Raw genomic sequence first — 21,517 nt, 5'->3', positions numbered from 1 at the left:
GGTGACATTCACGCCGATCCGCGACCCAGATGGCGTCGGCAATGGCGTGCACATTCACATTAGCTTTCTGGATGAAAGCGGTGCGCCGGCCACATATGATGAAAACGGCGTCGCGGGCATGTCAAAGATCACCGCTTCCTTCATCGCGGGCGTGTTGAAATATCTCGACAGCATCATCGCCCTGACCGCCCCGTCTGATGTGTCTTACCTTCGCCTGACTCCGCATCGCTGGTCTGCGGCCTACAACAATCTGGGTTTTCGTGACCGCGAAGCCTCTGTGCGGATCTGCCCTGTGACCGCGACCGACCCTTCCAGCATCGCCCGCCAGTACAATTTCGAATACCGCGCCGCCGACGCCGCCGCCTCGCCCCATCTGGCATTCGCTGCGATCATCCATGCGGGGCTCAGGGCATCGAAGACGCATTGCCCGCGCCAAAGGTCACCGAAGAAGACCTGTCCGTTTTGTCCACGGATGAGCTTGAGCAGCGCGGCTACGTGCGCCTGCCCGAAACGCTTGAAGCCGCCTTGCAACGGTTTGAAGGCAATGAAACCGTTTGTGGCTGGTTCCCGGCTGACTTTGCCACTGTCTACGTGGCGCATAAGCGGGGTGAAATAGCCTATCTGAAAGACAAGGACACCAGCGCTCGCTGCTTGGCATACGAGGAAGTTTACTGATTATGAATAATCCCAACGCCAACCTGTCTCTCGTCCCCTTTGTGAGCGTCGAGAACATGATACGTCTGATCCTCGAGATCGGCGTCGAGACCTGCATGGTCGAAATCGCAGCTTATATCGAAGAGGATTTCCGCCGTTGGCCCTCGTTTGACAAAACCCCGCGCGTTGCGTCCCATTCCGATGAGGGAGTGATTGAGCTGATGCCGACGTCCGACGGCATCGATTACGGTTTCAAGTATGTGAACGGCCACCCGAAGAACATGAAAGGCGGGATGCAAACGGTCACCGCTTTTGGACTGATGGCCTCGGTTGATACCGGTTATCCGGTCTTGCTGACTGAAATGACGATCCTGACCGCAATGCGCACCGCTGCTACCTCTGCCGTCGCGACCAAATACCTTGCCCGCAAGGACTCCAAGACACTGGCAATGGTCGGCAATGGTGCGCAATCCGAGTTCCAGGCGTTGGCATTGAAATCCATTTGCGGGATAGGAATCTGCGCCTTTACGACACAGATCCTGCTGCAACAGAGAAATGCATCGCAAACCTGCAAGCTGCAGGCATGAGCATCACCGCATGCACGACCCCGGAAGAAGCGGTGATGGGCGCGGATGTGATCACCACCTGTACCGCCGACAAGCAATATGCAACTATCCTGACCGACAATATGGTCGGCGCGGGCGTCCATATCAACGCCATCGGCGGCGACGGCCCTGGCAAGACTGAGCTGCACAAAGACATCCTGCTGCGCTCAGATATCTTCGTTGAATACCCGCCGCAGACCCGTATCGAAGGTGAAATCCAGCAGCTGGAAGACGACCATCCGGTCAGGGAACTGTGGCAGGTCATGACAGGTACCAGCGATGGCCGCACAGATGATCGTCAAATCACATTGTTTGACGGCGTCGGCTTTGCGATCGAGGATTTTTCCGCTCTGCGCTGGCTTCGTGACAAGATCGCGAAGACAGATAAATGGCAACATCTCGACATGATTGCAGACCCAGACGATCCACGCGACCTGTTTGGCATGATCGAACGCGAACGCGCCCGAAGCGCCTGAGGGAGTAGCCCATCACGCTTACCATTGAGCCTCTGCCTGATTCGAAGCGTCTTAATATCGACCGTGGCCTTGGCACATGATCGTGCCGGGGCAGGAAAGCCTTCCATAAGTCCAAGGTCGGCTATCCGTGCATTGTCGTCGCTCGTGCAGCCTGCAGCATTCGGCAAAAAGGGCTCTTCGCGGTCATTGGGTCAGTTGCAGCATTCTACCCATCGAGAACCACAAACCCAAACAGGGACGGCCCTCACCGGACATTGGCTAGATCGAGCGTCGCCGCAGGGCAGCTTCCCCAGACCTGCCGTTCGTGCATCGCGCAGCATTTCCGATAGGGCAATGACGGCAGAGCGGACAATGCAGCCGTTTGATCTATCGCTATTGGGCGGCTCGAAACATCGGAAACAGGGGTGGGGCTTGGTCGGCTTTGATTAGACCCATCTCTTGAAAACCATAGCGCTTATACAGCGATAGATTTGTAGGGTTTGTCGACTCTAAGTAAGCAGGTCTTCCATCTTCGTCACAGCGTTTGAGGCAGCATTCAAGCAAGGCGGACCCCAACCCTTTTCCTTGGCGAAATGGATCGACCGCAATAAAAGCTAAATGCCAGCAGTCCTCATCCGGATGATAATTGTCCATCTGCCCAAAGGTTTCGAACAACGCATTATGCTTTTCTGGTGAGACCGTCTGCTCAAAACAGGCGACAAGCCGTTCTTCATCGGGGTAAATGCCTGGCGGAAGCCAAAGTGCGCCAGCGGTGAAATCGTCGTTTCGAAACGCGCTGCCCTGTTCAAATGCACGCCCTCCAAAGAAGTCCATTACTCGCGGGAAGTGGGTAAGGAAATCGGCAGGTTCAGGATACAGCCAACGCATGAATGGGTCCGCAGAAAATCCAAGAGCAAGTCCGCTTAACAAACTTTCTGCTTCACTTCGGGTTGATGATCTAAACATGGAATTACCTTTGGTCGTTCCACCTCGATTTTCAAGTTTTAGCATGAGGGCCGCAAACACTTGTTGTCAAACGCGCAATTTATTTTCCTGCTTAAGCAACGAAGGATGACTGCTCCGGGCTCTCTGCCGACTTTCTCCGCGAATTGCCTCGAATGGTCGAGTGAGCCCACAGTTGCCCTTGCTCACCCTTTGCGCCCTTGCATGTGCAGCGCGTTGCGAACCGCTAGGTGCGGACATTCACCGCATGGTTCATAAACTCACAGATCGCGGACAAAGCCTCCGTTGGCAGCAAGCACATCTGCGACCAAATAGGATGGCGCTAGCAAGAAAGTTCCGTCCATGGAACTCTATGCGCTAGGACACGAAGCTCTTATTGTCGCTCACATGACGGATACGATACGACCTTCGCCAGAACTTGCAGCCATTGTTGAACGCTGGATCAAATCCTACGGCCGAGGTGATGGCGAAACCGTGGTGCATCTGTTCTCCGATGATGCCGCCTTGTCGTACTTTGGTTCGGCCCAAGGCGAGTCGGAGGGGCGATGCACTGCGTCGCGGTATGGAGCAGTATATCGGTGAAGTCCCACGCTTCCATTGGGATCCACAAGAAATTCGCGGATTTGAGTGCGGATCACTCGGGTGGGTGGAGTGGGAGGCAACAATCGACGGGATCGAAACCGGACAGTCCGCACGACTGCGCTCCACCGTCATTCTGAAGCTCGACAAGGGCTCTTGGAAGATCGTGCATGTTCACAATTCTATCCCCGTCAACAACGTCGAAGGATCGGCTACGAGGCAAGGGGTTTTGAAGAGCTACTCGATGCCGCCCTCTCTACACCATACGAACTCGGCCAAAGCGGCATAGCGACCATCATGTTCACGGATATCGCTGACAGTACGACAATTGCTCAAGCGATAGGCGATTCACTTTGGAGCGAGGCCGTTGGTAGACATCTACGACTGGTCGTGACCCAGATCGTCGAAAGTGGTGGGCGCTTGGTGAAGTCACTGGGTGACGGCGTGATGTCGTCCTTCGCCTCCGCAAGGGCAGCCCTGTTGGCGGCTCAGAACATCCAACAGAAAAACTCAGCTGAACCGAAAGAGCCAAAATTACAAATCCGCATTGGCCTGCATACCGGCGAAGTGATTACTTCTGATGCCGATCACTTTGGGACCGTAGTCAACAAGGCCGCACGGATCGCGGCCCTCGCCGCACCCAGTGATATCCTCGTCTCGGATGCGACTCGGATCATGGTGGGCGGATCACCGGAGTTTCCGTTTGCCGACCAGATAACAGTTCCGCTCAAAGGGCTGGACGGTGAACATACAATTTTTAAGCTGAACTGGCGTTAAGCCCTTCGATAAAACGGGACCGCGTGGCGAAGTCCGCTTAAGGGCCTGGACGACCGCTCCGGCCAAGCAGCGGCCATTCGCCACCGCTGCTTCCGACTTCTAATAAGCGGGACGAATCTGCCACACAGGCCGGAGATTCCAATGTCCGGTCTCAATTCAGCGCTGCTGTCAGGCCCGTGTCATGAAACGGCTCGCAGAGGAGCCCTTCCCAGTTTTTCTACCAGAAAGTCGGCCGCGAGTGCCACGTGCGCTTCGCAGGTGTTCGATTGGTGAACGGATATCACCACCTCGTGCAGCGAGGGCAAACCTGCCTGTCCGTCAATGATCCTGAGAACAGGTGGTATGACAGAGGCCTCCATCACGGAAACCGACGATCCGTCAAGAAGGGCTTTCTCGATCAACCCTATGCTGCGCGTGGAATATGCAATGCGCCATTGGCGGTCGATGCGCTTCAATACGTCTAAGGCGATTTCCCTGCACACAACCAGATGGGAAGAGAACGAGCGAAAGAGGTTGATCGTGATCGTCAATGAAATTAGGAGAGGCAACCCAATGAAGCGGTTCATGCCTCGCGACCTGTCCAGCGACCGCATCTGGACGATGCGTCGCAACGACCACATCCAGATGTCCCTTCGTCAATAAAAGCAGCAGATCGCAGGCATTGTCGCATGTCACCTCGAACTGCAATCGGGGATGCGCTTTCGCCAGAGCGGACAGAATCGGAGGCAGCAGGAAAGTCGCGTAGTCATCAGGCGCGCCGATCCTGATCAATCCTTCCGCCTCGGGGCGTTGCAGATGTGACAGCGCAGCATCGTTCGCGGCCAGAATGCGATTTGCATAGACCAGCAGCGCTTCGCCGGTCTGTGTGATCGACACGGACTGACGGCTCCGCTCAAAGAGGCATTTCTCCACGATGGTTTCAAGCCGTTTGATCTGAAGGCTGACAGCTGATTGCGTGCGCCCAATGGCCTTTGCAGCATGCGTGAAGTTTCGATGCGCCGCGACGGCGACGAAGGATCGCAGCAGGTCGATTTCGAGATCACGCTTCATGAAGTAAGATTTCCATATCTCATCACGCTTAGCAATATTATTCGTTTCCGAAATAATCAACGCAAGCCTACTGTCGCCGAAGGAGGCCCGCTCAATGCTTGGTTTGATCGCACAAACGATCTTCGTGGCAACACGCATATCACCGCCGCACAATTCGGCTTCAGGTTGTGACTGGCGTTCATCATCAGGCCCGAGAGGCCATGGCATAAAGAAGATAACGGACAAGGAAAATGCAAAGCATCGACATCAGCAAACTCAAGACACGAACAGGCACAGTGGAACGCGTATGGCAGATCGAGATTCAGGCGACACCTGAAGATGCGGACAAGATCATCGACAACGTGATGGAGGTCGATCCACTGATCTATGGCCGGTACAAGCGCAATGCATTTGTCAGCGCTATCGGCAGCGAGACTTACTTGCCGGAAGAAAACTCAACCAGTGCCGTGCATCTGGGAGCCGCCAATAAGGTTCAAACTTTCCCAAGCGTCCTTGTCGTTATTTCGGTCGAGCAGAACCCCGAAACGCTTGGGCGCGTTCTGGATGCAATACGCGATGTGCATCATTACGAAGAGCCTTTGATTTTCATCAAGGATTGTTGGGCCAGCCGCGCCAGCTACGACCCGCATAATTCCAATCCCAATCGTTGGTGGAACCGCGACAAGGCAAACGCGGGAAACTGATTTCAGAACGATTGCTGTAGGTTGTCACTACCGATGGCTACCCACCCCTGGCAGTCGGTGGAATGGGCTCAAACTGGACCTGCGGCAACGCAGCGGGGCTCTTTTGAGCTCAGATGGCGGCAGCGCGGACAAACCGTGATTTCGCTGCGATTGAGGCAATGTCCCCAATATAGGCACGGGAACGGACGAAAGATCGCCCGCCCCGCCTTATAATCAATCGCCGGGTGTTGCAGCAGTACCCGCGAGGATGCCGCCATCAATCGTTAGTTCTGTTCCGGTCATGTAGGCCGCCTCGTCTGAAGCGAGCAGCACGGCAAGGGCTGCAACCTCTTTCGCTTCGCCAAACCGCCGCATGGGTGTGTCTGCCACCATTGCAGCTTCGCGTTCAGCCCTGTCCGGACCGTTGCCTAGCATTGGTTCCCACATCGGCGTCATGATTGCCGCTGGATGGATAGAGTTACACCGGATGTTCAGCCCTTGCGCGGCGCAGTAAAGCGCGACTGACTTCGTGTGGTTGCGTATAGCGGCTTTCGAGGCCGCGTAGGCAGCGGCCATCGGGATGCCGACGAGACCGGAACGGGATGAGATGTTCACGATGCTGCCTGCACCCTTCGCGCGCATAGCTCGGATCGCATAACGGCAGCCGAGAAATGTGCCATCGGTGTTCACCGTATGGACCTTCCGCCAGTCAGCCAAAGCAGCATTTTCGGGATCATGAGCAGGTGGCGCACCGTCGAACGGCCCTTCAAACCCTGTGATACCAGCGTTGTTCACCAGAACGTCAAGGGCGGGAAAGCGTTCTGCAACCGTATTCCACGCCGCTTCGGAAGCCACATCAAGGCGCGCGAAAGTTGCACCGATCTGGTCGGCCATGGCCTGCCCGGTCTTAGCGTCGATATCTGTCAGGATGACGTCGGCACCTTCGTCGCGGAAGGCGCTTGCGATGGCGGCACCAATGCCGCGGGCACCCCCAGTTATGAGGGCTGTCTTTTTCTTTAATCTGGGCATGAAAGCTCCGTAAGGTATGAATTCGATGGAGTCCGAGCGTTGGTCGCCCGAGGCGCAGTTCCGCCTAGTAGGCGGGTTTCCGGGTTACCGGTGCCGTTTGTCCATCGTAGTTCTCCTCTTCTTCGGATAATTACATAATAGAAAGCGGCACCCCAATGATCAAGCTGATAGCAGCAGCCGTTCATAGACTTTGCAGCATCGTTCATTATGGGATCTTCGCGGTCATTGGGTCAGTTGCAGCATTCTACCCATCGAGAACCACAAACCCAAACAGGGACGGCCCTTACCAGCCTTTCACCGACAGGCCCGGATGCTGCGGTTGCAGCCCGCATTGCTGCCATTCGCTGCGTAAGCAATCCTCGCTGTAACCGCGTCGCCGGCTGTCAGGATCGGGCGTCCATCAGTAGCTTTCGCACAATCACGTCGATCCTCGTGTCTTGAAAAGAAAAAATCCCTGTCTGCTTCAGCGCCTCGCGGATCGAAGTTCTCTCGGACATTCTCTTCCAGATTGTGGTCGAGGCGTAAGGCGCCATTCGCGGTCTCGTGGCAACGCCCATCGTCATACCGTTCAGGTACCTGATCTGTTGGCGGTGTGCGGGAAAGAGGATCGACTCAGAGAGAAAGCCGTCCTCGCTATTTGCGCTTTCCAGCAGATAAATCCGATTTCCCCTGTAGGCCGCGAGTCCTGAATACCTGGTCTTCTGAACGATGCTTTCGTCGTCGCTCAGCGCACGCTCGAAAGTGTGTGACACGATGTAGCCGTCTTCTTCACGCAGCCAGATCAGCGTACGCATGATTCTGTCTTCCCAGGTGGGTGTCACGAAATGCCCATGGTAGAAGCCGAGGTAACGGCGGAGTGGCCCGGCCTGGTTCTGAAATATGCTGGAAAGAAGCCGCGCCGGCCCTTTTCTGATCGGGTTCTGCATGCGGGTGCGTTTTGCCGCAAAGGCCGCCGGGTCGGCCTCCAGATCCTCTTCGCTGACGTCAAAGTGCTGCGCGATGCGCCGCAGATTGTGGGCAGATGGCATGCCACTACCGTTCAGATAGCGATTGAACTGTTGCCGGTTCAGGCCAATGTCGCGGCAAACTTGGGCGATACTGCCGTAGTCCGCGCAAAGCGACCGCAGGTTATTTGAGAAATTTTCCGACATCCTGCAAGAACCTTCGCAATTGTTAACTGATATGCTTACACTTGCGTACATATGTGTAAAGTCGCTTACTTGGTATACAAATTAGTCCGCGCCACGATGTGCCTGCAAACTGCTTGTGGTGGGAAACGTGCTGGACGGTATCAACACAATTGAGAACGAATGGATCGTTCTGCCAGACGGACGGCGACTGGCCGCCCGGATCTGGCTTCCCGATGTTAAAGAACCCGCGCCGGCAATTCTTGAATACCTGCCCTACCGCAAACGTGACGGCACTGCGCCGCGCGATGAAACGACCCATCGGGTTTTCGCGGCGAATGGCTACGCCTGCGTGCGCGTCGACATCGCCGGGACGGGTGACAGCGAAGGCCGTTTTGACGATGAATACTCAGAGCAGGAATTGTCCGACGGCGAAGCTGTTTTGACATGGATTGCGGAACAGGATTGGTGCGACGGCAACATTGGCATGATCGGGATCAGCTGGGGCGGTTTCAACGGATTGCAGTTGGCCTATCGCTGTGCGCCCGAGTTAAAGGCCGTCGTCAGCATTGCCTCGACGACCGACCGGTATGCCGACGACATCCATTTCATGGGCGGCTGCTTGTTAAGCGACAACGCCAACTGGGCGGCGCAGATGTTCGCCTATCTGTCTCGACCTGCCGACCCTGGTTTGCGCGCTGACTGGCGCGAAGATTGGATCTCCCGGCTGGAGAGCTTGCCGGACCTTGCGGCGGACTGGCTGGCGCATCCGAACCGCGATGACTTCTGGAAACACGGATCTGTTTGCGAAAACTGGTCACGGATCGATGTCCCCGTTCTGGCGATCACCGGTTGGGCGGACGCCTACATCAACACACCGCTGACTTTGGTGGAAAACCTGAAATCACCGACCAAGGCCCTGATCGGACCGTGGGAGCATCGCTATCCGCATATCTCGAAGATCGAGGCCGCAGATGCCCACTCGGAGATCATCGGTTGGTTCGACCGTTGGCTTAAAGGCGAGCTTAACGGGGCCGAAACGCTGCCTGATTTCAGGACATTCGTGCAGGAGCATGACGATCCGTCCAGCAAAAACAAGCCGCGCAAAGGGCGGTGGATTGCTGAAGAAAACTGGCCGTCGAAAAATGTTCGAGATCGCTCGTACTATTTGGGCAACGGCGTCCTTGGCACCAATCCTGTATCCGGAACGATCGTCATCTCAAGCCCCGCAGACGTCGGGACCGCCAGCGGGTATTTCTGCCCGGGTATGCGGATCGACAACGAATTGCCCGGCGATCAGAGAGATGACGACGGGCAATCCATCTGTTTGGACCTTCAACTTCAGGCGCCGCTGGAAATCGTCGGACGTCCGCGTTTGAAACTGGCGTTCCGCATTGACCAGCCGGTTGCGCAAATTGTTGCGCGGCTGTGCGATGTAGCGCCCGATGGTACGTCGCAACGCATCACTTATCGACCGTTCAACCTGACGCACCACAACAGTCACGAGGCCCCAGAAGCTTTGGTGCCAGGCGAGCTCTACGATGTGGAGTTCGCGTTGAACGCCTGTGCGCATCAGTTGGCACCCGGACATCGCCTGCGATTGGCACTTTCAACCTCCTACTGGCCGATTGTCTGGCCTTCGCCCAAATCAGCCGCGATTGCGCTTGAGACCGAAGGTTGCGAACTGGTTATCCCCGAGCGCCGCGTCGGACTCGAACCCCAGCCCGCCAATCCGGGACCGCCTGACAGCTTTCCCGTGCTCAATGCGGATGTACTGCGCGAACCGTCGAGTTCGGTACAGCGAGGTACGGACGATAAGGGTCGCACGACGCTTGATACGTTCGATGATTTCGGCATGACGCGTGACCCCTATCATGGGCTTATTAGCGGCAGCGACGTCACCATGCACTATGCCATTCATCCAGAAGATCCCGCTTCTGCGAGGTTCAGTGCGAAATGGAACTTTCACTTCAAACGGGACGCATGGGAAGTTCGGATCGAAACCCGATCGCACATGTCCTGCGACGAGAGCAATTTCTACCTTCACCGCGAACTACGGGCCACCGAAGGGCCTGATCAAACCGAAGTCCTGACGAAGGAATGGTCGCGCACCGTTCCTCGCGGGCTTCTCTAACCATCCAAAGGGAGACGACTTATGAAAATCGAATGGATGAAGGCACCCACAGGGCGCCGCAACTTTCTGAAAGGGGCGACCGCACTCGGCGCGGCGGCCTCTCTACCGATGGGCTGGGCCGGGCGCGCATTCGCCCAGGGCGATGGTGTTTTGCGCGTGCGATCTTATGGTGACGCACCAAACATGGACCCTGCGCACAGCGTCGGCGTCGTGGAGGAAGAAATCCATGCCGCGATCTACAACAAGCTGATCCAGTACAAGCCTGGCTCCGAGTGGGGCTGGCAACTGGATGCCGCCACAATGATCGAACAGGTCGACCCGACCCACATCAAGTTCGCCCTGCGTGATGATATCGGCTTTACCAACGGCCATGGTGCGATGACCGCCGAGGACGTGAAGTTCAGCTTTGAACGCATCGTGGCGGACGCCACCGAAAGCCCGAACAAGCCGGATATGGGACCGCTCAGCCATGTCGACGTGACTGGCGAACGCGAAGGCACAATCGTTCTGAACGAACCTTTTGCGCCGCTCTGGTCGATTGCTTTGCCTTATATCACAGGCAACATCGTCTCGAAGGCTGCCGTCGAAGCGGCCGGCGGCCGTATCGGCTCTGATCCCGTCGCCGAAAGTGGCCCCTACCTGCGCGTAAGCTGGAGCCCCAAGGAAAAGACGGTGCTGCAACGCAACCCCGATTGGAAAGGCGACGCACCAGCTTGGGATACGATCGAGATTTATCCGATCGACGACGAAAACACCGCCGAGATCGCCTTTGAGGCGGGCGAGCTTGACCTCACCCGGGTCTCTCTCGGCTCTGTGGCACGCTATCGCGATAGCGTCCCAAATGGCGGCACCCTCGTCGAGAACCCATCGCTATTCTACGTCTGGCTGGGGATGAACCTGGATCACCCGAAACTGCAGAACCAAAAGCTGCGCCAGGCCATTCAGCACGCCATCGATGTGCCGACGATCCTGGAGGCTTCCTACTTCGGGGCGGCCGAACCTTCGACCGGCATCATCGCGCCGGGTCTGGCGGGGAACCGGGCCGAAGGCATGGTGGCACCACAGGCCAATATCGAAAAGGCCATGGCGCTGCTGGCAGAGTCCGGTGAAACGAACGTCACGCTGTCGCTCGATATCCTGAACAAGACGACCTACACCACGATGGCGCAGGTCATTCAGGCGATGCTGGCACAGATCGGTATCACACTGGAAATCAATGTGCTTGAATCCGGCGCCTTCTGGGCCAGTGGAGACAACGAAGATTTGCAACTTGTTCTGAACCGCTTCTCGATGGCACCCGATCCGTCCTATGCGACGGCTTGGTTCACCACCGAACAAGCAGGCATCTGGAACTGGGAACGCTTCCGCAACGAAGAATTCGACAAGCTCCACGCGGCGGCATCGGCCGAGACAGACACAGCGAAACGGGCCGAGATGTACCAGCGCGCGCAGGACCTGATGGAAGAAAGCGGCGCCTATCGTTTCATCACTCATGAGGCGACGCCGATTGTGCATTCCTCGCGCGTGGTTCCTGCTCTGCGCCCGGATGGACTTTCGCTGCTCCGGTACTTCGGCAAGGCGTGACCTCCCCACGCCTGGACGTGCGGCTGCCTTCGGGTGGCCGCACGTAAACTCCCAGTTCGGGAAAGGAAAGATTTATGCTGAGCTTTGCCCTGAGGCGGTTCGCGCTGGCAGCGCTGATCCTGCTTGTGGCCGTAACTTTGATGTTCCTGATGATCCGCGCGGTGCCGGGCGATCCGGTGCAGATCATGCTGGGCCCCCGCGCGACGCCGGAATTGCAGGCGCGCCTGACGGCAGAGCTGGCGTTGGATCAGCCGATCTGGCGGCAACTGGTGATCTTCTACGGCAATATGCTGCAGGGTGATCTTGGCACGGATGTCTTCTCGGGCCGCTCGGTTACGCAGATCGTGTTCCAGCAGCTGCCCTTTACGCTGGAGCTGATCTTCGCCTCAATTATTTGGTCAGCCGCCTTGGGCATCGGCCTGGGGGCCTACGCGGCAGCCCACCCCAACACCTTGATTGACCGCTGTGTCGCGGTGTTGTCGGTCAGTTTTGTGGCCGCTCCAGCCTTTGTTGTGGCCTTGTTGTCGCTTTTGCTTTTCGCGGTTCAGCTTCAATGGTTTCCGGCTATTGGTGTGGGCGACGGATTCGTGGACAGGCTGGACCATCTGGTGCTGCCCGCTTTTGCCATCGGGCTTAGCTGGGTTGGATATATCGCGCGGCTCGTGCGTGCCTCAATGCTTGAAGTTCTGGGCGAAAACCACATCCGCACAGCGCGTGCCTTTGGACTGGCCGAACGGCGGATCGTCATGGTCTATGCCCTGCGGATCGCCATCCTGCCGGTTGTCACCGTCATCGGCGTGGGGATGGGGTTCCTGCTGAGTGCCGCCGTTTTTGCCGAAATCGTCTTTGCCCGCCCGGGCCTTGGCAAGCTGGTGATCGACAGCATCACAACACGCAACTACCCGATCGTGATGGGCTCAGTCCTGATTTCAACGGGCCTTTTCGTGGTCTCGACCTCCCTTGCTGACCTGATCAACGCCTGGCTGGACCCACGTGCGAGGACTTCGACATGACCGATGCTGCAATCGAAAAATCCCGCTCCGAACTTGGGATCATCCTTACTGGAGTTGCCAAGAACCCGCTTGGCCTGATGGGGTTGATCATCGTCGGTGCCATCGTCTTCAGCGCGATCTTCGCCGCATGGATCGTTCCCTACGACCCGATTGCAATGGACATTCAGGCCCGCATGCAGGGCCCGTCAGCCGCCCATTGGCTGGGCACCGATCAGTTGGGCCGCGACACCTTCAGCCGTGTCATCATGGGGGGGCAAGTGGCCCTCAAGGTCGCCCTGCCAGCCGTTTTTGGTGCCATGGTGATCGGCCTGACACTGGGCATGATCGCTGGCTACGGGCCCAAATGGCTTGACAACCTGTTAATGCTGCTCTTTGACACTATCCGGTCATTCCCGACCGTGATGTTCGCGCTGGCGGTTGTCGCGCTTGTCGGCCCCAGCCTACAAACGGTGGTCTTTGTGGTCATGGCGACCTCGATCCCGACCTATGGCCGGGTTGCGCGGACACAGACGCTGACCTTGCGCAACTCCGAGTTCATCCTGGCCGAACGCTCCATGGGGGCCAGCATGGCGCGCATTCTGGGTGTGCATATGCTGCCCAACATCATTGGTGTACTGGCTGTTCTGGCTGCCATGGACATCCCCACAGTGATCGCTCTTGAGGCTGGATTGTCGTTTCTCGGCCTTGGCGTGAAGCCACCAACTCCAAGTTGGGGGGCGCTGTTGAAAGACGGCTATGCACTGATTCGTCAAACACCCTGGCTGGTCGTCGGAGGCGGCCTGCCGATCATCATCGCAACCCTTGGCTTCACATTCCTGGGTGAGTCCCTGCGCGACGTTGTTGATCCCAAACTGAGGAAGAACCGATGACCGAGACATTACTGGAAATCGACCACCTCAGCGTCGACTATGAAACCGAGCGTGGCGATCTAAAGGCCCTGCGGGATATCACTTTCGATGTCCGCAAGGGCGAAATCGTGGGAATCGTCGGCGAAAGTGGCTGCGGGAAATCCACGCTGATTTCCTCGATCCTGCGGCTGACCGCGCCCAATACGCGGTTCCGTCAGGGCGCGGTGCGCTTCAAAGGGCAGGACCTTTTGAAAGCTAACGAGCGCCAAATGCGTGATCTGCGCGGTGACGATATATCTATCGTGTTCCAAGACCCGATGCAGACGCACAATCCGGTCCTGTCGGTGGGTCAGCAAATGATGGATATTCAGCACCGGTCGTCTGCAGGCAAGGCCGAGAAGCGCGCGAAGGCCGCGCAAATGCTGGGTGCAGTTGGCATTCCCGATCCGGAGGCCCGGCTGAACCAGTTCCCGCATGAATTTTCCGGCGGCATGCGCCAGCGGATCGCCATTGCCATGGCATTGATGTCAGAACCCGATCTCCTGATCGCCGACGAACCCACAACGGCGCTCGATGCGACGCTTGAAGTGCAGATCATCGAGCGGTTGCAAGAACTTCAGCGAGAGATGCACTGTGCCATTATGTTCATTTCGCACCATCTGGGTGTGATCGCCGAACTCTGTGATCGGGTGGTGGTGATGTATGCGGGTGCCGTTGTCGAAAGCGGCGATGTGCGCGAAATTTTCCACAACCCGAAGCACCCCTATACCCGCCGCCTGATCGAATGCGACCCGGGCCATATCAAGACCCGCGCCCGTGTCTTGCCGACGATCCCGGGCGAGGTTCCCGATCTCGCCAATCTCCCCGGCGGCTGCATTTTCCGCGATCGCTGCGATCAGGCGATGTCGAAATGCGCAGCAGACGTCCCTCCGCTCGAGAAGCTTGGCGAAGGTCATCTTGCCGCCTGTTGGCTGAACCAAGAGGAGGTCACAGCATGAGCCTTCTATCTGTCGATAATCTTCAAACCAGCTATGGTCCGGTTAATGTTCTGGCGGGAGTCAGTTTCGATGTGGCTCCGGGAAACCTATGCGCTGGTCGGCGAAAGTGGCTCGGGCAAGACCACGGTCATCCGCGCGATTGCCGGGCTGGCCCCGGCGCAGGGCGGTTCGGTCAAATACGACGGTCAGGAAATTCGCGGCTTGCCCGAGAAGCGTCTGCGCCCGCTGCGCAAGGACATCGCAATGATGTTTCAGGACCCGGTCGGCAGTCTGTCGCCGCGTCTGACCATCGGCAATCTGGTAACCGAACCCTATCGCATTCAAGGTATGAAAGACCGGGACCTGCAATCAGAGGCCAAACGACTGCTGAAGATGGTCAACCTGCCCGCACATTTTGCGAACCGCTATCCTTATCAACTGTCTGGCGGTCAGGCGCGCCGGGTCGGCGTGGCGCGGGCTCTTGCACTGGAACCCAAGTTGATCCTTGCCGACGAACCCACAGCAGGTTTGGACGTGTCCGTTCAGGGCGAACTCTTGAACCTTCTCAATGACCTGCGCGAACAGCTGGGGCTGGCGATGGTGATCATCACCCACAACCTCAGCGTTGTGCGTCACGTCGCCGACCGTATGGGGATCATGTATCTGGGGCGCCTGGTCGAGGAAGGAACGACCGAAGCCATTTTCGAAAATCCGCGCCACCCCTACACCCGCTGTCTTCTCAGCGCGAACCCCGAACCTGACCCCGACGCGCGGCTGGAACGGATTGCGCTTGGGGAACCGCCAAGCCTACTGCGTCGTCCATCCGGTTGCGAGTTCCGCGAGCGTTGTCCTTTCGCGCAAGAGGTCTGCACTCAGACACCAAGCTGGGAGGTATCAGAGGGTCACGGCCTCCGCTGCCTTGCACCATTGACCTGACTGGGCTCCAATGCAGGCAACGCTTTACTTCAACGGCACCATCCTGACGATGGATGCGACCAACTCGGAGCCAGAGGCGGTGCTGACAGTTGGCGAAACGATCAAATCCGTCGGCGCTGAGGCTGCCTTGCGGGCGCAGATGCCCCAAGGCACGCGGCTTCATGACCTGCAAGGTCAGACACTTATCCCTGCTTTCATCGACCCACACGGGCACTTTCCTGACCCGGGCTTCATCGCCTTGTTCCGTGTCGATCTCGCCGCGCCTCCGCGTGGCAATTGCACAGACATGGGCGAAGCGCTGGAACGTCTGCGCGCCAAAGCCAGTGAGACGCCCAAAGGTGAATGGGTCATGGGCGTGCTGTTCGACAACACGGCGGTTGCGGAAGGCCGAATGCCGGCGCGGGCAGAATGGACAGCGTGTCGACAGAACACCCGGTCTGGGTGCTGCACGCTTCAGGCCATAACGGTGTCGCGAATTCCGTCGCCCTCGCCCGGAGGGGCATCAGCCGCGATACGCCCGATCCTTTGGGTGGGCGCTTTGGCCGTGCTGAAGACGGGGAACTTACCGGTCTCATCGAGGGTCTTTCCGCTATGGGGGAAATGGGCGACACCGACTTCCTGATCGACCGCAAGAGATTCTGGGAAGGATTTGCGTCCTGTCGCGATGAATACCTTATGCATGGTGTGACTTACGCGCAGAACGCATGGACATCGCGCGTTATGTTGGACCATTTTGCGTCGCTCTCAAAAGACCAAGACCCCGGTATCGGCTTGATGCTGTTGCCCATCGGGGAGCTAGAACCGGACTTGTCGGAGACGCTGGAATGGCCAGGAAATCCCCATTTCACGCTTGGGCCGCGCAAGCTCTTCACCGATGGAGCCTTCCAGCTTCAAACAGCCTTTCTTTCGCAGCCATATCATCGGCCAATCGACCGGAGAAATCCCTGCGGCATGCCCTATGTTGCAGAAGAGGATCACCGCCGCGAAGTCAGAAAACTGCACAACCTCGGCCACCAGATACATTGCCATTGCAACGGCGATGCAGGGGCCGACATGTTTATAGATGCCGTGGCCGCCGCCCTGGATCACAACCCGCGCGCGGATCACCGACACACGATCATCCACGGGCAAACACTGCGCGACGATCAGCTGAAACGCATGGCGGATCTTGGTATAACCGTCAGTTTCTTCTCCGCCCATATTCATTTCTGGGGTGACCGGCATCACAGCACTTTCCTGGGGCCAGAGCGCGCCGACCGATTGTCTCCGGCCGCGTCGGCCGAGCGTTTTGGCGTCCGCTACACGCTTCACAACGACGCCTCCGTCACCCCCACAAGACCGCTTCATCTAGCCCATTGCGCCGTCAACCGAACCACATCAAGCGGACGGATATTGGGGAGGACCAGAAGATTAGCGTCCTTTCTGCTTTACGGGCACAAACAATCGACGCTGCCTGGCAGGTATTCCAAGAGGACCGTCGAGGTTCGATCGAACCGGGCAAAGCCGCCGACCTTGCAGTGCTGTCGGACAATCCCATTGCAGTTCCAGACAACCTAGTGGATCTAAGCGTGGCGATGACGGTTCGCCGAGGCGAAGTGGTGTACGGTCCATGATCACTCGCCGGCATTCTGGCAGCCTTGCCAAAGCAAACTTCGAGTGCCGCATTCACTCGTGATTAAATCCCCCGTCAACGTCGGGTTGTCGTTGTGGGAGGGCATGGCGGATCGGAGGATCAGTCACGGAAACACCAAATCTACCTGCAATCCGCGCCCTGCGCCCTGCCTGGAACAAGGGCCGCATCGTCGGTCAGAAACGACCGCTGAAGCCAAAGCATGTCTGGGCGATCCGGGTTCGGCTTGAACTGGCCGAAAACCATCGCGACCTAGCATTGTTCAACATGGCGATCGACAGCAAGCTGCGCGGTTGTGACCTGGTGAAGATGAAAGTCGTCGATGTCATGGCATCTGGCCAGATCAAAGAACGGGCTTCCGTTTTGCAAAGCAAGACGCAGAAACCAGTGCGTTTCGAGATTTCGGAAGGCACAAGAGCCTCGGTCGAGAAGTGGATGGAGGATGAACTCATGATCGGCTCAGAGTACCTTTGGCCCGGCCGCTTCCATGAACGTCTTCATATCTCGACTCGCCAGTATGCACGGATCGTCCGCGATTGGGTCACTTCGATCGGATTAGAGGCGAGTGCCTACGGCACGCATTCGATGAGGCGGACAAAGGTGACCCAGATCTACAAGAAGACCGGCAACTTGCGGGCGGTTCAGCTTCTGCTTGGGCACCCCAAGATGGACAGCACTGTCCGGTACCTGGGCGTCGAACTTGAAGACGCGCTAGCAATCGCTGAGGCCATTGAAATCTAACAACTTCGGGCCGTCTTCGCTGGCGGCCCTTAGCCGACATTCTTCACAACCCGCCGCCGCATGCAGCGGTCGCCAAAGCGGCCATTAGCAACCAGATGCAGCATTTCTATCCAACCAATGCCTCGGCCGGTACGAAACGCTCTTTGGCCACATGTAAACAAAGGCATTCCGGTGCAATCCATGTTACCTTCCCACGGATAGTATTCTGGTAGCGGGTATTTGAGATGGGACGAGTGCGGCGAGGTTTGAGTGAAGGGCAGGCGCAAGCTTTAGAGGCAGCCTTCAAGGCAGCCAAAACCTACCGCGAGGAACTGCCAAATGGGCCGGCCCGGCCTGTCTTGGGACTTGGTGAAGCTGCCAGCCGCTTTTTGGGCCCTCTTCCTGAAACGGGGGTGCCGGAAAGTGAGGTAATCGGGGACATCGTGCAACTTTCTGAAGGCGGTCTGCACAAAATGGCGGGGCCGACCTTCTTCGGCTATGTCCTCGGCGCGTCGCATCCCGTCGGTGTAGCTGCCGACATTCTGGTATCAGCCTGGGGGCAGAACGCGGGCTCATCTTTTGAAACGCCCGCAATAACCGGAATGGAGCGCGCTGTTTGCAACTGGGTAATAGAGTTGCTGTCACTGCCGCCCGAAAGCTGAGCCGGTCTTGTGACCGGCGGCACAGTGGCAAACATGGTTGGCGTCATGGCCGCACGCAATGCGCTGCTGGCTGCCCAGGGGTGGAATGTTGAAGCTGACGGGCTGTTTTCGGCACCCGAGATTCCCGTTTTGATCGGGCAGGATGCGCATTCCGCCCCATTCGCTGCCCTGCGTTATGCTGGCTTTGGCGCGGGCCGGACAAACATCGTCGCGGCGGACGGCGAAGGGAGGATAAAGCCGGATGCGTTCCGGGCTGCCCTGGACAGCTGCAGCAGCCCGCCGCTTGTCATCCTGCAGGCAGGTCAAATAAACACCGGCGCCTTCGACCCGTTTGCCGAGCTCATCCCAATGGTGCGCGAGCGGAACGGCTGGGTTCATGTGGATGGTGCTTTCGGGCTCTGGCTCGCTGCTGTACCCGAACTGGCAAACCGGTTGGAGCGGGTTGCTGAAGCGGACAGTTGGGCGATTGACCTGCACAAGTGGCTTAATGCTCCATTCGATGCAGGCATGGTTATCGTGCGCGACCGGGCGCCGCTCGTTGCGTCAATGTCTGCCCGCGGCGCCTATCTCCCGGAAACAACAGAGCATTGGGAACCAAGTGATTCAACGCCGGAGCTATCCCGGCGTGCAAGAGGGGCATTGCCAGGTTGTTGAAGCGGTCTGGTCGTTGTAGCGCGCTGCCATGTTGAATCTGTGTGATCTTTCCCGCCTCAAAGGTTTTCGTTTCCCGCGCTCGGTCATTGGCTACGCGGTCTGGGCGTACCATCGGTTTGCACTCATCCTGCGTGATGTTGAGGATCTTTTGGCCTCTCGCGGGATCGCGGTTTCTTACGAAACTGTCCGGGACTGGGTGGCACGCTTTGGGGCTCAGTTTGCCGTAAAGGTCCGACGGGATCGACCGCGTCCTGCGGGCAAATGGCATCTCGATGAGGTCGTGGTGCCAATCTTGGGGCGTAAACACTGGCTCTGGCGCGCGGTTGATGCCAACGGTGACTTCTGGACGTTTTGATTCAATCCCGCCGGAACAAAGCTGCCGCAAAGCGCTTTTTCAGGAAACGGGATTGCCAACTTATTCTGCACTGATTGCAAAAGTCTGATGCGGGTACGATCACGCGGTCATGTCAAGTGCGTAGCTCCGCCACTGATCGAAGGCATCTAGAGCAGCAATGTTAGCACAGCTACGAGTAAGTTTCTCATGTAGGCTAGTCTTGTTTTATCAACTCCCTGAAGCGGGGATGGTCGCGGATCGCATCAAGATCCGGATCGACCGATAGCCATTGAAGCACGTCAGGTCCTGCATCTTTGGCAGTACGTTCGAGCACATTCAGAGCCAGATCCGTATCGCCCAAAAGCGAATAGACACAAGCAATGTTGAAACTACCACCGTCACTTCCGCCCCGTATTCGCAATGCGCGGTCCAACCATTCCCGCGCGCGGTCAAACTCGCCTCGCTGGGCGAGTATCGACGCGCCAAGTTCGAGCGGGTCAGGATTGTCAGGATACAGATCGGCGGCAATTTCTGCCCTGCGCAAGCCTAGATCGACATAATCCCTCCCTGTCTTCTTTTCACCTAACCTAGTCAGGATCATGTTAAGGAGTAGTGGTGAGCGGTAATCATCTGGCCGAATTTCAAGCGCGCGGATGAAGTGGAGTTTGGCTTTCTCAGTGTCTCCGGATGTCCAGCAGTAACGCGCGTAGTAGTAATGTGCCTCATAACACAACGGATCGACAGTAAGCGCATGTTCCATCGAAGCACGCGCTGCGCTTTCCTGTCCCGCTCCCAACAGGGCCTGCCCCTTGGCAGCATGCGCTTCGGCTAGGTTCGGTTCAAGTTCGATGGCCTTTTCGGCTGAGGCAAGTATCGCGTCGCGATCGATGCCTGCGCCCAACCAACTTGTTGACCAGGAGTCGCAGTCCGCGATGCCCGCATAGGCGCGCGCAAATGTGGGGTCGAGCTTTACAGCTTCCTCAAACATGGCGCGCGCGCGCGCCATGTAGTCATGCATCCGCAGATGGTAGAAGTGTCTGCCCTTCAGGTAGTAGCTATAGGCGTCGACATCGCGAGTTGGAGCCGCAGCGATGGAACGTTCTTCCGACACATTCAGCTCGATGCGCAACTGATCGACGATAGTTCGCGTGATTTCGTCCTGCACCTCGAAAATGTCTTCCAGGTCGCGGTCGTAACGGTCAGCCCAGACATGCCCCCCCGTCGTGCCGTCAATCAGCTGCGCCGTCACGCGCACGCGTTTGCCAGCGCGTCTCACACTGCCTTCAAGCAGGTATCGTACGCCCAGTTCGCGTGCTATCTGCGAGGAGTTGCCCGATTTGCCCTTGTAGGCAAACACAGCATTGCGCCCGACCACGAACAAGGCGGAAATCTTTGACAAATCCACGATCAGGTCTTCGGTGATCCCGTCGGCAAAATAGTCCTGTTCCCGGTCTTCGCTCAGATTTATCAGTGGCAGCACCGCAACTGATTTGTTGCGTTGCAGCGGTGCATCTGCTGGAAGTTCCTGTGCGCCGCTGCTGGCTAGATGAAACACCTGTAAAGGCTGATCGATGTTCTTTAAGATATGTTCCCCACCATCTTCGAAGCGAAGCCCTGAATCCACGCTGATCTGAGCACGCGTAGGCGCGCTCACAGCTATGCCACCGGGGCGTGCCAAAGATTCGATCCTGGCTGCAATATTGACGCCATCGCCGAAGACATCATCGCCATCATGAATGATGTCTCCGACATTAATGCCAATCCGGAACTCGATCCGCCTGTCGATGGGAATGTCGAGATTGCGGGTGCGCATACGAGATTGTATTTCGGCACCACAGGTTGCTGCGTTGACGACGCTCGGAAACTCGGCAATGAAGCCATCGCCGGTACTTTTGACGACCCGCCCGGCATGCTCCCTAACTTGGCCTTCGACTACATCGTCGAGGTGACTCTTCAAAGCCTGCAGCGTGGCAATCTCATTGGCCCGCATCAGGCGGCTAAAGCCAACCACGTCAGTTACCATGATTGCTGACAGCCGTCGTTCCACTTATGACTCCGATCAATTTCCTATGCTTGGCATCCATACAAAGCGGAGCCTAAATTGCAGAGCGCAATCGGTCCAGA

Annotated in this window: 17 protein-coding genes and 5 pseudogenes; 17 read left to right on the top strand and 5 right to left on the bottom strand. The window is 57.4% G+C overall.

Going from position 1 to position 21,517, the window contains the following annotated elements:
- Position 1: 1 nt before the first annotated feature.
- Positions 2-675: pseudogene (locus ACR3FC_RS21135) on the top strand (type I glutamate--ammonia ligase).
- Between the two features lie 2 nt (positions 676-677).
- Positions 678-1,735 (top strand): annotated as a pseudogene (locus ACR3FC_RS21130) (ornithine cyclodeaminase).
- Between the two features lie 372 nt (positions 1,736-2,107).
- Here ACR3FC_RS21130 and ACR3FC_RS21125 read toward each other — a convergent pair.
- Positions 2,108-2,725 (bottom strand): GNAT family N-acetyltransferase, encoded by a 618-nt coding sequence (locus ACR3FC_RS21125; RefSeq protein WP_480478436.1) that lies wholly within the window; start codon positions 2,723-2,725, stop codon positions 2,108-2,110.
- Positions 2,726-3,140: 415 nt separating this feature from the next.
- Between ACR3FC_RS21125 and ACR3FC_RS21120 the strand changes: the two are divergent.
- Together ACR3FC_RS21120 and ACR3FC_RS21115 are read left to right on the top strand one after the other, a co-directional pair.
- Positions 3,141-3,389 (top strand): annotated as a pseudogene (locus ACR3FC_RS21120) (nuclear transport factor 2 family protein); the annotation flags it as partial.
- 23 nt (positions 3,390-3,412) lie between these two features.
- Positions 3,413-4,033: an adenylate/guanylate cyclase domain-containing protein gene (locus ACR3FC_RS21115; protein WP_480478434.1), complete on the top strand. Its 621-nt coding sequence runs from the start codon at positions 3,413-3,415 to the stop codon at positions 4,031-4,033.
- A 378-nt stretch (positions 4,034-4,411) separates the two neighbouring features.
- Here the strand turns inward: ACR3FC_RS21115 and ACR3FC_RS21110 are convergent, their stop codons facing one another.
- Complete coding sequence (locus tag ACR3FC_RS21110; protein ID WP_480478432.1) at positions 4,412-5,308, bottom strand: LysR family transcriptional regulator; 897 nt, start codon at positions 5,306-5,308, stop codon at positions 4,412-4,414.
- Positions 5,309-5,313: 5 nt separating this feature from the next.
- Here ACR3FC_RS21110 and ACR3FC_RS21105 point away from each other — a divergent pair, with 5 nt between their 5' ends.
- Positions 5,314-5,766, top strand: coding sequence for a hypothetical protein (locus ACR3FC_RS21105; protein WP_480478430.1), 453 nt, complete (start codon positions 5,314-5,316; stop codon positions 5,764-5,766).
- Between the two features lie 213 nt (positions 5,767-5,979).
- Here the strand turns inward: ACR3FC_RS21105 and ACR3FC_RS21100 are convergent, their stop codons facing one another.
- Positions 5,980-6,774, bottom strand: coding sequence for an SDR family oxidoreductase (locus ACR3FC_RS21100; protein ID WP_480478428.1), 795 nt, complete (start codon positions 6,772-6,774; stop codon positions 5,980-5,982).
- A 383-nt stretch (positions 6,775-7,157) separates the two neighbouring features.
- The gene (locus ACR3FC_RS21095) at positions 7,158-7,925 is read right to left on the bottom strand and encodes a helix-turn-helix transcriptional regulator (RefSeq protein ID WP_480478426.1); all 768 of its coding nucleotides are present in this window, start codon (positions 7,923-7,925) and stop codon (positions 7,158-7,160) included.
- A 130-nt stretch (positions 7,926-8,055) separates the two neighbouring features.
- Between ACR3FC_RS21095 and ACR3FC_RS21090 the strand changes: the two genes are divergently transcribed.
- From ACR3FC_RS21090 to ACR3FC_RS21035, 12 genes and pseudogenes are all read left to right on the top strand, one after another.
- On the top strand, positions 8,056-10,035 hold the full coding sequence (locus ACR3FC_RS21090; protein ID WP_480478653.1) for a CocE/NonD family hydrolase: 1,980 nt from the start codon (positions 8,056-8,058) through the stop codon (positions 10,033-10,035).
- Positions 10,036-10,056: 21 nt separating this feature from the next.
- Positions 10,057-11,619, top strand: coding sequence for an ABC transporter substrate-binding protein (locus ACR3FC_RS21085; RefSeq protein ID WP_480478424.1), 1,563 nt, complete (start codon positions 10,057-10,059; stop codon positions 11,617-11,619).
- Positions 11,620-11,693: 74 nt separating this feature from the next.
- On the top strand, positions 11,694-12,632 hold the full coding sequence (locus ACR3FC_RS21080) for an ABC transporter permease (RefSeq protein WP_480478422.1): 939 nt from the start codon (positions 11,694-11,696) through the stop codon (positions 12,630-12,632).
- 11 nt (positions 12,633-12,643) lie between these two features.
- Positions 12,644-13,501 (top strand): ABC transporter permease, encoded by an 858-nt coding sequence (locus tag ACR3FC_RS21075; RefSeq protein ID WP_480478651.1) that lies wholly within the window; start codon positions 12,644-12,646, stop codon positions 13,499-13,501.
- Entirely contained in the window at positions 13,498-14,478 is a 981-nt protein-coding gene (locus ACR3FC_RS21070; RefSeq protein ID WP_480478419.1) for an ABC transporter ATP-binding protein, read from the top strand. Before ACR3FC_RS21075 ends, ACR3FC_RS21070 begins: the two co-directional genes overlap by 4 nt.
- 69 nt (positions 14,479-14,547) lie before the next feature.
- The gene (locus tag ACR3FC_RS21065) at positions 14,548-15,393 is read left to right on the top strand and encodes an oligopeptide/dipeptide ABC transporter ATP-binding protein (RefSeq protein WP_480478417.1); all 846 of its coding nucleotides are present in this window, start codon (positions 14,548-14,550) and stop codon (positions 15,391-15,393) included.
- Positions 15,394-15,403: 10 nt separating this feature from the next.
- Positions 15,404-16,746 (top strand): annotated as a pseudogene (locus ACR3FC_RS21060) (amidohydrolase); the annotation flags it as partial.
- Positions 16,747-16,748: 2 nt separating this feature from the next.
- A complete protein-coding gene (locus tag ACR3FC_RS21055) occupies positions 16,749-17,006 on the top strand; it encodes an amidohydrolase family protein (protein WP_480478415.1) in 258 nt (85 codons plus the stop codon).
- A gap of 110 nt (positions 17,007-17,116) precedes the next feature.
- Positions 17,117-17,764 (top strand): tyrosine-type recombinase/integrase, encoded by a 648-nt coding sequence (locus ACR3FC_RS21050; RefSeq protein ID WP_480478649.1) that lies wholly within the window; start codon positions 17,117-17,119, stop codon positions 17,762-17,764.
- A 224-nt stretch (positions 17,765-17,988) separates the two neighbouring features.
- Positions 17,989-18,405: a hypothetical protein gene (locus ACR3FC_RS21045; protein WP_480478413.1), complete on the top strand. Its 417-nt coding sequence runs from the start codon at positions 17,989-17,991 to the stop codon at positions 18,403-18,405.
- Between the two features lie 9 nt (positions 18,406-18,414).
- Complete coding sequence (locus ACR3FC_RS21040) at positions 18,415-19,059, top strand: pyridoxal phosphate-dependent decarboxylase family protein (protein ID WP_480478411.1); 645 nt, start codon at positions 18,415-18,417, stop codon at positions 19,057-19,059.
- Between the two features lie 28 nt (positions 19,060-19,087).
- Positions 19,088-19,461: pseudogene (locus ACR3FC_RS21035) on the top strand (IS6 family transposase); the annotation flags it as partial.
- A gap of 146 nt (positions 19,462-19,607) precedes the next feature.
- On the opposite strand, the gene ACR3FC_RS21030 reads toward ACR3FC_RS21035, so the two are convergent.
- Positions 19,608-21,440: a TPR end-of-group domain-containing protein gene (locus ACR3FC_RS21030; RefSeq protein WP_480478409.1), complete on the bottom strand. Its 1,833-nt coding sequence runs from the start codon at positions 21,438-21,440 to the stop codon at positions 19,608-19,610.
- Positions 21,441-21,517: the final 77 nt, after the last annotated feature.

The sequence above is a fragment of the Ruegeria sp. AF3 genome (genome assembly GCF_056536285.1).
This window is presented reverse-complemented; position numbering and strand designations above follow the sequence as displayed.